Origin of the sequence: Crossiella sp. CA198 (assembly GCF_052078295.1) — a bacterium.
Taxonomy (GTDB): Bacteria; Actinomycetota; Actinomycetes; order Mycobacteriales; family Pseudonocardiaceae; genus Crossiella.
On record NZ_JBQJIM010000064.1, the window covers coordinates 1 to 12,921 of the forward strand.

The window sequence follows — 12,921 nt, forward strand, 5'->3', positions numbered from 1 at the left end:
ACCTTCCGAGATGGCGAGCCTCCGGCTGAAACCTCCGGGGACGCCGTCTCATTTCAGTCCTCGCAGGACAAGCGAGCAGAGCGTTCCCCGGAGGTCCCGGCCATGAATGAAGGTAGCCCTATCAGCGGATACCGGGAGTACCGCCCGGCCGCCGCCCTGCGCGCGCACGCGAGCTGCCTGTGGACCGACCGCAGCCCGGGGCCGCGCGTCCAGCGGGTGGTGCCGGACGGCTGCCTCGACCTGCTGTGGCTGGCCGGTCGCCTGGTGGTGACCGGTCCGGACACCGGCCCGCGAGAGGCCCGGCTGCCACCGGGTGGACTGCTGGTGGGGTTGCGGTTGCGGCCGGGGGCGGGTTCGCTGCTGCTCGGGAAAACTCCGGCCGAACGGTTGCGCGACCGGACCGTGGACGTCGAGGATCTGTGGGGAGTCCGGGGGCTGGCCGAACAGTTCGACGGATCACCCGATGTGCCGACCATCGGCGCATTGGTGCACCGCGTCGCCGCCGGACGGCTCGCCGTCTCCGGCGAACTGGATCCGGTTGTGATGACAGCCAGCCGGGCTCTTGACGTGCCCGCGCCATTATCGGTAATGGCGCTGGCCGACCGGCTCGGCGTGTCCGAACGAAGCCTGCGGCGACGGATCACCGGCGCGGTCGGATACGGTCCGAAAACACTCGCGCGAATCCTGCGCTTCCAGCGCGTACTGCGCGACAACCAGGGCAACCTGGCCGATCTGGCCGCCGCGCACGGGTACGCCGACCAGGCCCACCTCAGCCGCGAGTTCCGCCGGCTGGCCGGACATCCGCCCAGCTCAGGCCGGACGGTAGCGTGATCGACACCCGGTGTGCCCGAAGTGCGCGCGACCCTGCCGGAAATGCCCTATCGGGCAACAAGTTTCGCGTCACATCGGTGAATCGGCGTGCCGTTCGTGGCAGCCCCGGTGTGGTTTCTGCCAGAATGGTGTCATCTCCCCGATCTCGGGAGCACCTGCCCGCAGGTGGGAACGGTAACTGAGAGAGTTGATCCAGTGACCTTTGATGCCGAGACCGTTGTGGCATGGGCTGAACTGCCCACCGCGGAACTCCGTGTGAATGCCCAGCGCCTCGCCGCGGCCCGTCTTCCGGCGAACCATCCGCTGTGGACGGTCATCCGGGAGCGCCCCGCCCTGGCGGCCAAGCTGCGCAGCGCCTTCTCCGGTCTGCTAGTCACGATCAAGGGCAGCCGGGACGAGCACATGCTGCGACTGTGGATCACCGCCGCGCGCAACGCGATCGACGCGAAATCCGCTCCGGCGCCGGAGAAGAAGCCGGTCGCGGAGAAGAAGCCGGTGGCGGACAAGCCGGTCGTGGTCGCGCCGGTGCTGACCGAGTCCGCTCCGGTGGAACGGCCGCGGCAGTCCATGGTGTCCCAGCCGCAGTTCGCGCCGCCGCCCCCGGCCACGTCCTCCCGCTCGGCCGCGCCGATCCCCCAGGTCGTCTTCCAGGAGCCCTAAACCCCGCAGTATCCACTGTGGACGGTTGGCACGACTCGATCGGGCGTAACCTGCCGCGACACGCCCCCGCAGATCGGGAACCCGCGAGTCGCGGTTGAGGATCGTGATCATGCCGAGTCGTCGTCGCTGGATCGCCCGCCTGGCCCAGGCCGCCGTGGTCGGGCTGCTCGCCGCCGACACCGCGCAACTGCGCCGCCGCCTGGCCGCGCTGCCGGTGCTCCGGGACCAGCCCGCCACCCCGGCCGCCGACGGGCGGGCGGCGGTCGCGCACGGGGTGCGACTGGACCAGTCGACCCTGGCCGCCGCCGAGGCGTACCGGCAGCGGGAACAACTCGCCGCGCTGGACCTGGTGCCCGCCGACCTGACCCTGGCGCAGGCCCTCGACCTGCTCCGGGACGTCGATCCGGCGACCTACCGCGGCAACCGCCTGGCTGGTGGGCGCACCGCGGCGCACGCCATCGCCGCCGACCCCGGCCTGCTCGACCAGGTGGGCGTGCCCGCCCGGCCGGACGGCGCCGACCTGGCCGCCGCCGCACTGGAGATCAAACTGCGCGCCCCGGCCGACACCGCCTTCGCGGTCGCCCCCGGCCTGGCCGCCAGTGCCGCGGTGCGCGAGCAGGACCCGGCGATCCAGCACGCCGTGCACGGCGCGGGCCTGGAACTGCACGTCATCCTGCGCGCCGCGGTGCTCGCCGCGCTGGCCGCCACCGCGCTGACCGGCCGCAAGTGGGCCGCCGGACTGCTGCTGGCCTGGTCCGCGCAACCACTGGCCGTCTTCGCGGGCAGTCGCACGCTCAAGCCCGCCGACCTGGTGCGCGGCAGCCTGACCAGGGTGATCGCCGAGCCCGGCAGGCTGGTGCGCACGCTGACCGGCACCGCGGGGGTCCGCGCCGAACGCGCCGCCGCGATCGAGACCAGCCGGATCGCCTACCGCGAGGACATGGCCGCCGGACTCGGCCGGTTCTTCGAACCGCCGCGCCGGGACTGTCCGTGGTGCGGCGGGACCGAGTTGCGGCGGCGGCTGCTGGCCACCGACCTGCACACGCACAAACCCGGCCAGTTCGTGCTGGACGACTGCGTCTCCTGCGGGCACGTCTTCCAGAACCCGCGGCTCAACGCGGCCGGGCTGGAGTTCTACTACCGGGACGCCTACGACGGGCTCAACGAGCACGCCGTGCAGTCGGTCTTCGCCACCCGCCGGGCCTACTTCCTCAGCCAGGCCCGCGCGCTGTCCGGGCACGCCAAACCCGAGCGCTGGCTGGACGTGGGCACCGGGCACGCGCACTTCTGCAACCAGGCCAAGGAGATCTGGCCGCAGACCAGCTTCGACGGCATCGACCTGAGCAGCGGGGTGGAACTGGCCCAGCGGCGCGGCCGGATCGACCGCGCCTACCGCGGCTTCTTCCCCGACCTCGCGCCCAGCATGGCAGGCGCCTACGACGCGGTCAGCATGTTCCACTACCTGGAACACGTCACCGACCCGGTGGCCGAACTGCGGGCCGCGCACACCGCGCTCAAACCCGGCGGCCACCTGGTGATCGAGGTGCCCGACCCGGAATGCCGGTTCAGCACCCTGCTCGGCCGGTACTGGGGCGGCTGGCTGCAGCCGCAGCACCTGAACATGTACCCGGTGGACAACCTGCGCGGCAAGCTCGGTGAACTCGGTTTCACCGTGGTTGGCACCCAGCACCGCGAGGCGGGCGCGCCGGACCTGACGGTGGCCGCCTGGCTGCTGGCCAACCGGTTCGCGCCGCGCTCCAACCAGCCCTGGCACCACCGCGCGCCCGGCCTGCTCCAGCGGGCGGCCAGGGGCGCGGCGCTGACCGCGGCCGCCCCGCTGCTGCTGGCCGCGGTGATCGGCGACCGGCTGATCGAGCCGGCCACCGAGAACCTGCGGCTGTGCAACGCCTATCGCGTGATCGCCCGACGGGACTGACCACAATGGACAGACGGGCGGCCTACACCGTCGAGCTGGCGCAGGGCCTGGCCCGGTTCTTCGAACCGCGCCGGGCCACCTGCCCGTGGTGCGGCTCCACCCGGATCCCGGTGCTGCTGCGCACCCCGGATCTGGTGCAGGGCAAGCCCGGCGAGTTCGAGCTGGATCGCTGCGCCGACTGCCGCCACGTCTTCCAGAACCCCTGCTTGTCCCCGGACGGACTGGCCTTCTACTACCGCGATTTCTACGACGGCCTCGGCGAGAAGACCATGGACGCCGTCTTCGCCAAGCAGAGCCGCTCCTACCGGGAAAGGGCCGGGATCGTGGCCGCGCACGCCAACCCGGCCGACTGGCTGGACGTCGGCTGCGGGCATGGCCATTTCTGCCACACCGCCCGGCAGACATTGCCGGAGACCGGCTTCGACGGCCTGGACTTCGGCGCGGGCGTGGGCATCGCGCAGCGGCACGGCCGGATCCGGCGGGCCTACCGCGGCGAGTTCGCCGCACTGGCCCCAGACCTGCTGGAAAGCTATGACGTGGTGAGCATGCACCACTACCTGGAACACAGCACCGATCCGCGACTGGAACTGGCCACCGCGCTCAAGGTGCTGCGGCCAGGCGGCCTGCTGCTGATCGAGGTGCCCGACCCGGAATCGCGCTGGGGCAGGCTGGCCGGCCGGTGGTGGATCGGCTGGATGCAGCCCCAGCACCTGCACTTCGTGCCCCGGGACAACCTGCGGACCGCGCTGACCGACCTTGGTTTCACCGTGCTCGCAGACACCAGCGACCGCCCGGCGGCCACCCACGCCCTGGTGGGCGTCCTCGTCCAGTTCACCTTCCGGCTGCTGCCCCGCCCGGACCGCCCCTGGCTGCCCCCACCCGGCTGGTTCCGCCGAGTGGCCCGCGCCGCCGGACTGGCCCTGGCCATCCCGGTGATCGCCGCGGCCGCGCTGGTGTCCTGGCTGCTCGGCCCGCTCACCCGGTTCCGCGGCCTGCACAGCGCCTACCGGATGCTGGCCCGAAAGAACTGAACTACTCCAGTCAGCCCTGTCGCGATTGGACTAGACCAGACAGCATGGCAATCGTTGTCTCCCTGCCCTTCCGTCGCCGCGGGGGACCTTCGAGCATTCCTGAGATCGAAGGACGAGACCATGACGAGAACACCCAGGCGCGGGCTGGTCCTGCTGGCCCTGCTGCCCATGCTGCTCACCCTGTTCGGCGCCCTGCCCGCCTCGGCGCACGGCACCATGCTCTCCCCGGTCAGCCGCGCCTACCAGTGCCGCTGGCACGAGAACCCGGAAAACCCCACCTCGGCCGCGTGCAAGGCCGCGGTCGCCACCGGAGGCACCCAGGCCTTCTACGACTGGCACGAGGTCAATCTGGCCAACGCGGCGGGCAACCACCGCTTCCTCATCCCCAACGGCAAACTCTGCAGCGCGGGCCGCGACAAGTACCGCGGTCTGGACCTGACCCGCTCCGACTGGGCCACCACCCAGCTGACCGCGGGCGCCGCGGTGACCTGGCAGTACCGGGCCGCCGTGCCGCACCGCGGCCAGTTCGAGTTGTACGTGACCCGCAACGGCTACAACCCCGCCTCGCCCCTGCAGTGGTCGGACCTGGAACGCTTCCACACCCAGGCCGATCCGCCCCTGGTCAACGGCAGCTACCAGCTCAACCCGAAACTGCCGGCGGGCAAGTCGGGACGGCACCTGATCTACTCGATCTGGCAGCGCTCGGACAGCCCGGAGGCCTTCTACACCTGCTCGGACGTGAACTTCCGCTAGTGCGGTAGGTCACGGAGCTGGCAGCGAGAGCGGGAAACCTGGAGAAACCGCTGTGCCTTCCCTCGCACCCCGGGCACAGCGGTTCCTTCCCCAGAACCAGCGAACCACGGTGTCGGACGCGGTCGCTGCACTGCCGCGGGATCGCCGTGAACAGAGAAGACCCCCAGGTACCCCTCGTTCTCCCGCTATCCGCTGAAGCGGATGTCCGTGCGGCATTAGCGTACGCTCTCCAACGGGCGGGTTGTCAACCCTGGCGGACATGTGAACAATCGAGACGTACTCTTGATTCGCCATGGCGGACACTCGGACGTCGTATCCGCCACCGACATCGAGGAACGTTTCGTATGGATCCCGGCCAGACCGAAGGGCTCGAACCCGAGGCGGGGCAGCTCGCGCGCAAGATCAACCACTTGATCGCGACGCTGTACCCGGACAAGCGCACGCGTCCTGGCTTTGCCAAGCTGGCGCAGGAGATCCGTGAGAAAACCCGGTCCTCCATCTCCAACACCTACCTGTGGGAGCTGGCCACCGGGAAGAAGCGCAACCTCACCCAGGGCACCCTGGCCACGCTGGCCGAGTTCTTCGGCGTGCCCAGTGAGTACTTCCTCAACGACGAGGTCGCCGCGCGCATCGACACCCAGCTCGAACTGGCCCTGGCGCTGCGCAACCAGAAGGTGCGCTCCATAGCGCTGCGCGCGGAGGGCCTCTCCGACGCCACGCTGGACTCGATCCTGACCATGCTCACCCAGGCCCGCAAGATCGAGCGGCTGCCGCCACTGGACACCGGCCGCGACCGGCGACCAGAATCAGACGGATAGCCGCCCGGGTATGAGGCATGTCTGCTCGTTCCGCAGGTGTCCCATCGGAAAATATGGCGAGGCGATGACCACTCGGCAGATCCGCAAGAGATGCCAGGCGCTGGTCGACGGGCTGACCCTGCCGGTGCCGTTCTCGGTGGACGCGCTGGTGGAGGAGCTGGCCGCGCAGCGCGGGCGGCCGATCCACCTGCTCGCGCTGCCCAACGGCATGGTGGTCAACGCCTGCGGGCTGTGGATCGCCACCGAGGACCACGACGAGATCTACGTCGAGGAGAAGACCACCCCGCTGCACCGGGAACACATCATCCTGCACGAGATCGGGCACATCCTCTGCGACCACGAGGCCGCCGAGGAGGGGGGCCAGGTGTCGCTGGCGAAGTTCCTGCCCGACCTGAGCCCGGAACTGATCGAACGACTGCTCGCGCGGACCAACTACACCAGCCAGCAGGAGCAGGAGGCCGAACTGGTGGCCAGCCTGATCCGCACCGCCGCGGGCACGCGCACCGCCTCGTCCGCCACGAGCGGGGCCTTGGGGGAACTCGAAGCCGCACTGGGGATCCGCAACAAGGGGCGTGGAGACAATTTCGGTCTATGAACTGGGCACCCAGATCCAGCTGTACGGCGTGCTGGCGATGTGGGTGGTCATCCTGCTGCGCATCCCAGCGGCCAGGAGGTCCCGGCAGCAGCGGATGCTGTTGCTCGCCGTGGTGGGCATGGCGGGCTCCATCACCATCTATCTCGCGCCGGTGCTCTCCGCGCTGAACGCGTTGCCGGGCATCGTGATCGCGGGTTGCGGGCTGTTCACCAACCTGTGGGGCGTGTTCAGCTCCGCGCTGGTGCTGGACTTCGTGCTGGCCGCGATCGGGGTGCGCCGGGCCAAGCTGGTCTACGGCGGCACCGCGGCGGTGCTGCTGGTCCTGGTGGCGCTCAACCTGACCGTCTTCCCCAACGACGAGGGCTGCGTCACCACGAACCAGGCGCAGTGGTACTCCACGTTCTGGTGGATCATCATCGCCGCGCATCTGGCGGCCAAGATCCCGTGCCTGCTGCTGTGCCTGCGCTACGCCCACCAGGCCAAGCAGGACCGCTCGCTGCGGATCGGGCTCGGACTCTTCGCCGCGGCCTTCGCGGTCTCCGCGTTCTTCTGGCTGACCATGCTCTACGTGCTGCTCACCGGCGCGCGCTGGCTGGGCCAGTACTCCGCACTCAACATCGGCATCACCGGGGTGCTGATGACCGCGGGCGCGGCGCTGCCGCTGGTGCTGGACACCGGGCAGATGCTGCGCAACATGCGCTGGCTGTGGCGGTTGTGGCCGCTGTGGCGGGACCTCATCGAGGAGGTGCCGCACGTGGCGCTGTCCCGCCCGCAGGCCCGGATCCGCGACCTCGTCGGCACCCCGCACTCGACCTACCTGCGGCTGTACCGGCGGGTGATCGAGATCCGGGACGCCATGCTGATCCTGCGCGACTACGTCAGCCCGGAGACCGTGCAGCGGGCGCGGGCGCACGTGATCGCCAACGGGGTGCCGGAGGACGAGCGGCAGGCCGCGGTCACCGCCTGCTGGCTGGCCGCCGCCCGGCGGGCCAAGAACGCCGGCGTGGAACCGGATCCGAACCCCCTGGACGCGGCCCAGCTGCCGGGTGACGGCCTGCCCGGCGAGATCGACTTCCTGCTGTCGGTGGCCCAGGCGCGGGAACAGCCGTGGGTGGCCACCTTCGAGGTGGCCGGCGCCGAGCAGGACGCGGGGAAGCGGGCATGACGCGGTACACCGACAGCGCGCTGGGCAAGGACTCGCCCACCGAACATGGTCGGCTCACCTCGATCCAGCACGCCGCCGACGCGGGCACCATCGCGGTCATCGAGGCCCTGGACCCGCGGCCGGACTGGGACTGCCTGGACCTGGGCGCGGGCGCCGGGTCCATCGCGCGCTGGCTCACCCAGCGCTGCCCGCTCGGGCGGGTGCTGGCCAACGACATCGACACCCGCCACCTCACCGACCTGGGCGCGGCGGCCCAGCAGGCCGACCTGACCGATCCGGCCTACGCGCCGGGCCGGTTCGACCTGGTGCACGCCCGCTACGTGCTCTGCCACCTGCCCGAACGCGAGGAGATCGTGCGCCGCGCGGCGAGCTGGCTCAAACCGGGCGGCTGCCTCGTGGTCACCGACCCCTACCAGCTGCCCGCGGAGACCTCGCCGTTCCCGGTGGTGCGCCGGATCATGGCCGCCTACGAACAGGTCTACGCCGGGCACGGGGCCGATCTGCACTGGGCCCGCGGCCTGCCCGCGCTGCTGGCGGCGAGCGGTCTCGGCGAGATCGGCTACACCGGAACGCTGGGCCGCATGGGCAATCTGGACCAGGACCGGTGGCGGCCGCTGGTGGCACAGGTCAAGCCCAAGATGCTAGCCGAAGGACTGATCGAGCAGTCCGAAATGGACGAATTTGAGAGATTGTTGAACAGCTCTACCTTCATTGACATCCCACAGTTCACGATCTCCGCATGGGGGCGCGCGCTCGGCTGACCCCCGCGGCACCGTTTCACGCACTGGGGAGTCAGCAGATGGGTCACCACCACCACGGTCACGGGCACGGCCATGGTCACGGTCACGCGCACGATCATGACCACGGGCACGATCACGACCATGAGCACGAGGCCGCCGGGCCGGACCTGGCCGTGGACACCTCGATCCCGGACACCGAACTCAGCCCCGGCCAGCTCTCCCGCCGCACCATGCTGCGCGGCGCGGGCCTGCTCGGCGCCGGCCTGGCCGGCTCCTCGGTGCTGGCCGGAACCGCCGCGGCCGACCCGGATCGCGCCCAGCCCCGTCAGCCGCGCGCCGGATACCAGTGGCTGGCAGGCGACCACCACATCCACACCCAGTACAGCCTGGACGGCCGTTACCGGGTGATCGACCAGGTCCGGCACGGCCGCAACTACGGCCTGGACTGGATGGTGATCACCGACCACGGCGGCACCACGCACGCCCGGATCGGCGTGGAGAAGATCCACCCGGACATCCTGGCCGCCCGCAAGGACGTGCCGGACGCGCTGGTCTTCCACGGCATGGAGTGGAACGTCCCCGCGGCCGAGCACGGCACGGTGATCGTGCACCCCGGCGGCGACGGCGAGGTGGCCGTGCTCAAGGAGTTCGTCAACAACTACGACGGCATCCTCAAGAACGCGCTCAGCAGCACCCCGGCGAATGAGACCCTGGCCATCGCGGGGGTCAACTTCCTCGCTGACGCGGTCAAGCGCAAGCGGGTCGAGGACATCCTGTTCCTGGCCAACCACCCCGCGCGCAAGGGCTGGGACTCCCCGCACGAGCTGCGCAACTGGCGGGACGCCGCCCCGCACATCGCGGTCGGCATGGAAGGCGCGCCCGGCCACCAGGCCGCGGGCATCCCGAAGCCGCACGGCCCCGGCCTGTTCCGCGGCTACTACGACGCCTCCCCCGGCCCGGACTCCTGGCCCGGCTACCCCCTGGAATCCTTCCGCACCTTCGGCGGCTTCGACTGGATGACCGCCACCGTCGGCGGCGTCTGGGACAGCCTCCTGGCCGAGGGCAAACCGTGGTGGATCACCGCGAACTCCGACTCGCACACCATCTACGCCGACGCCGCCGTGCGCGGCCCCGGCGGCGACTTCGACCGCGACGGCAGGTGGCCGGACCCGGTGCACGGCGGTGCGCCCGACCTCAACGAGGTCGACTTCTTCCCCGGCTACTACAGCCGCACCCACGTCGGGGCCACCGACTTCAGCTACGGCGCGGTGATGAACGGCATCCGGGCCGGGCGGGTCTGGGTCGACCACGGCGCGCTGATCGCCGGACTGGACATCCAGCTGCGCACCACCGGCCACGGCCTCCAGCACCAGGCCACCCTCGGCGGCACCCTCACCGCCCCCGCCGCGGCACCCCCCTGGAACTGGTGATCACCGTCGACCAGGCGCGGCTGCCGAACTGGGCGCACTTCGTGCCCAAGCTGGCCCGCGTCGACGTCATCCAGGGCAAGGTCACCGGGCCGGTCACCGACCGGGACGCCTCCACCGCCCCGGACACCAAGGTGGTCAAGGCGTTCGAGGTCGGCGGCCAGCCCGGCAAGGTGCACTTCGTCTACCGGATCGGCGCCCTGGACGGGCCGCTCTACCTGCGGGTGCGCGGCACCGACGGCAACCGGCAGGCAGTGGGCCTGCGCGGGGCGGCGGTCGACCCGCACGGACCGGCCATGGACGTGCCGCACGACGCGGATCCGTGGCGGGATTTGTGGTTCTACACCAACCCGATCTGGGCGGTGCCGGTGTGAGTGCCGAAGCGGGACCGCGCGGCCACCTCCCGGCCCGTGATCGTTTGCCTGGCGTTCACCACCCGCGCTGAAGCTGTGCGCTCATGGGCCATGGACATCACCACCATCCACATGTTCACCAGCATGAACACGCTCACACCGAGGGTCCGGCCGACGCGGCGGCGGTGCTCGACCGGGAGGTCCCGGACGAGGCGCTGAGCCCGGCCGAGCTGTCCCGGCGCTCGATGCTGCGCCGCACCGGACTGCTCGGCGCGGGCCTGGCCGCGAGTTCGACCGTGCTGGGGGCCGCCGCGGGCAGCGCGGCGGCCTCGCCGGCGCCGCCACGCGGCGGCTACCGGTGGCTGGCCGGGGACCACCACATCCACACCCAGTACAGCGACGACGGCAAGTACCGGGTGATCGACCAGGTCCGGCACGCCGGCGCACACGGCCTGGACTGGGTGGTGATCACCGACCACGGCGGGCCGGTGCACGCCAAACTGGGCGTGGACAAGGTCAACCCGGACATCGTGGCCGCCCGCCGCGACGCCGGTGGCACCCTGGTGTTCCAGGGCCTGGAGTGGAACATCCCGGCCGCCGAGCACGGCACCGTGATCGTGCACCCCGGCCGCAACGAGGTCGCGGTGCTCAAGGAGTTCGAGACCACCTTCGACGGCCGCACCCGCAACGCCGGCGCCCCCACTCCCGCCAACGAGGCCCTGGCCATCTCCGGCCTCAACTTCCTGGCCGATGCCATGGGGCGCAAGCGAATCGAGGACGTGCTCTTCCTCGCCAACCACCCCGCGCGCAAGGGCCTGGACTCCCCGCACGAGATCCGCGGCTGGCGCGACGCCCAACCCCGCATCGCGGTCGGCATGGAAGGCGCCCCCGGCCACCAGGCCGCGGGAATCCCCAAGCCACACGGGCCGGGCGGCGCGCGCGGCTACTACGATTCCAGCCCCGGCGCGGACTCCTGGCCCGGCTATCCCCTGGAGTCCTACCGGACCTTCGGCGGCTTCGACTGGATGACCGCCACCGTCGGCGGCCTCTGGGACAGCCTCCTGGCCGAGGGCAAACCCTGGTGGATCACCGCCAACTCCGACTCGCACAGCGTGTACGCCGACACCGCGGTCCGCGGCCCCAACACCGACTACAACACCCACGGCAAGCACGCCGACCCCGTGCACGGCGGCAATCCCGACCTCAACTCCGGCGACTTCTTCCCCGGCTATTACAGCCGCACCCACGTCGGCGCCCGCGAGAACTCCTACGGCGCGGTGATGGACGCGATCCGGGCAGGCAGGGTCTGGGTCGACCACGGCGGCCTGATCGCCGGCCTGGACGTCCAGCTGCGCACCACCGACCGCTGGGGCAGGCAAACCCAGTCCCTGGGCGGGGTTCTGCACGCCCGCCGCGGCACCACACTCGAACTGGTCATCACCATCGACCAGGCCCGCCTGCCGAACTGGGCCTCCTTCGTGCCGAAGCTGGCCAGGGTGGACGTCATCCAGGGCAAGGTCACCGGCCCCGCCACCGACCGGGACACCTTCACCGCCCCCGAGGCCAAGGTGACCCGGTCGTTCGAGGTCAAGACGGACGGCACCCTGCGTTTCACCCACCAGCTGGGACGCTTGGACCAGCCGTTCTACCTGCGCCTGCGCGGCACCGACGGCAACCGGCAGGCAGTAGGGCCGCGTGGGGCGGCGGTAGACCCACACGGCCCGGCCATGGACGTCATCGGCGACGCCGACCCCTGGAGGGACCTGTGGTTCTACACCAACCCGATCTGGGCACTGCCATGGTGACCGGCGTCGACCGCGGCAGCCCCGACCTGGCCGCCGCCGACCACCTGGCCCGCGACCTGGTCGCCGAGTACGCCCTGCCCGACACGGTCACGGTGTGCACCCACCTCATCCGCACCGGCACCCCACACGTGGCCCTGTCCTTCGAGGCACCCCCCGACTTCACCGGCCCACTCCCCAGCGACAACTCTCCCGGCGCGGAGTCAGCGGCGACCGAACACCGATCCCGCCGCTCCGGCCGCGCCGTCCTGTTCCCCGGCTCAACCCACCTCACCGGCACAGTCCCGATCGCGGCGGTCCTGGCCACCGCCATCAACCGCCTCACCGTCCTCGGCGGCACCCCCGCCACCGGCAACGCGGTCCTACACACCCGCGACCACGTCCGCCCGGAATGGCACGAAGGCCACCTCACCCTCACCATCACCCCCGCCGGCGACAACACCTACGCCCCCTTCGAGGTCCCCAACCCCACCCCCTGCTGCGCCGACCACTAACCCCCGTACCACAACGGCCAACACTCAACACACACCGAGTGTTGGCCGTTGTCGTACACCGAGTTGGCCGTTATGGACGGTGAGTTGGCCGAACTCGTACGCCACGTTGGCCGTTGTGGGACGCCGTAGGTCGCTGCGGTCGGGCGAAGCCCGGAGAACAGGCGGCGGGGGTGGCTTTTCAAACTCCATCCGAGCGGTTCCCCATCCCCGTCAGCCTGGAGAGGACACACCGCATCCTGGGCAAGCGGCCTGCAACCTGCTTGGCCCTAGCCTCCCAACCGCAACGGGCCGCTTGCCCAGGATGTGGTTTGGTATC

13 protein-coding genes are annotated in these 12,921 nt (G+C 70.8%); all 13 read left to right on the forward strand.

The annotated features are described in order from the left end of the window. Positions 1–102 precede the first annotated feature (102 nt). The 13 genes from ACTOWY_RS44635 to ACTOWY_RS44695 all read left to right on the forward strand — a co-directional run bounded on the left by ACTOWY_RS44635 (position 103) and on the right by ACTOWY_RS44695 (position 12,605). Positions 103–831, forward strand: a complete 729-nt coding sequence (locus tag ACTOWY_RS44635; protein ID WP_441315671.1) for a helix-turn-helix domain-containing protein — start codon at positions 103–105, stop codon at positions 829–831. Between the two features lie 255 nt (positions 832–1,086). Beyond that, complete coding sequence (locus tag ACTOWY_RS44640; RefSeq protein WP_441315672.1) at positions 1,087–1,491, forward strand: hypothetical protein; 405 nt, start codon at positions 1,087–1,089, stop codon at positions 1,489–1,491. Positions 1,492–1,600: 109 nt separating this feature from the next. Beyond that, positions 1,601–3,427, forward strand: a complete 1,827-nt coding sequence (locus ACTOWY_RS44645) for a methyltransferase domain-containing protein (protein WP_441315673.1) — start codon at positions 1,601–1,603, stop codon at positions 3,425–3,427. A 5-nt stretch (positions 3,428–3,432) separates the two neighbouring features. Then, positions 3,433–4,458: a class I SAM-dependent methyltransferase gene (locus ACTOWY_RS44650; protein ID WP_441315674.1), complete on the forward strand. Its 1,026-nt coding sequence runs from the start codon at positions 3,433–3,435 to the stop codon at positions 4,456–4,458. Positions 4,459–4,578: 120 nt separating this feature from the next. After that, on the forward strand, positions 4,579–5,211 hold the full coding sequence (locus ACTOWY_RS44655; protein WP_441315676.1) for a lytic polysaccharide monooxygenase auxiliary activity family 9 protein: 633 nt from the start codon (positions 4,579–4,581) through the stop codon (positions 5,209–5,211). Positions 5,212–5,555: 344 nt separating this feature from the next. Beyond that, positions 5,556–6,029, forward strand: a complete 474-nt coding sequence (locus ACTOWY_RS44660) for a hypothetical protein (RefSeq protein WP_247764024.1) — start codon at positions 5,556–5,558, stop codon at positions 6,027–6,029. A gap of 64 nt (positions 6,030–6,093) precedes the next feature. Next, positions 6,094–6,624 (forward strand): hypothetical protein, encoded by a 531-nt coding sequence (locus ACTOWY_RS44665; RefSeq protein ID WP_247764025.1) that lies wholly within the window; start codon positions 6,094–6,096, stop codon positions 6,622–6,624. Next, positions 6,602–7,789 (forward strand): MAB_1171c family putative transporter, encoded by a 1,188-nt coding sequence (locus ACTOWY_RS44670; RefSeq protein ID WP_441315677.1) that lies wholly within the window; start codon positions 6,602–6,604, stop codon positions 7,787–7,789. The genes ACTOWY_RS44665 and ACTOWY_RS44670 overlap by 23 nt, the downstream gene beginning before the upstream one ends. Further along, the gene (locus ACTOWY_RS44675) at positions 7,786–8,550 is read left to right on the forward strand and encodes a class I SAM-dependent methyltransferase (RefSeq protein ID WP_441315678.1); all 765 of its coding nucleotides are present in this window, start codon (positions 7,786–7,788) and stop codon (positions 8,548–8,550) included. Before ACTOWY_RS44670 ends, ACTOWY_RS44675 begins: the two co-directional genes overlap by 4 nt. 38 nt (positions 8,551–8,588) lie before the next feature. Continuing rightward, positions 8,589–9,959 (forward strand): PHP domain-containing protein, encoded by a 1,371-nt coding sequence (locus ACTOWY_RS44680; RefSeq protein ID WP_441315679.1) that lies wholly within the window; start codon positions 8,589–8,591, stop codon positions 9,957–9,959. Next, the gene (locus tag ACTOWY_RS44685; protein WP_441315680.1) at positions 9,956–10,330 is read left to right on the forward strand and encodes a hypothetical protein; all 375 of its coding nucleotides are present in this window, start codon (positions 9,956–9,958) and stop codon (positions 10,328–10,330) included. Before ACTOWY_RS44680 ends, ACTOWY_RS44685 begins: the two co-directional genes overlap by 4 nt. A 164-nt stretch (positions 10,331–10,494) precedes the next feature. Then, positions 10,495–12,114, forward strand: a complete 1,620-nt coding sequence (locus ACTOWY_RS44690; protein ID WP_441315681.1) for a PHP domain-containing protein — start codon at positions 10,495–10,497, stop codon at positions 12,112–12,114. After that, positions 12,111–12,605: a hypothetical protein gene (locus ACTOWY_RS44695; RefSeq protein WP_441315682.1), complete on the forward strand. Its 495-nt coding sequence runs from the start codon at positions 12,111–12,113 to the stop codon at positions 12,603–12,605. Before ACTOWY_RS44690 ends, ACTOWY_RS44695 begins: the two co-directional genes overlap by 4 nt. Positions 12,606–12,921 lie beyond the last annotated feature (316 nt).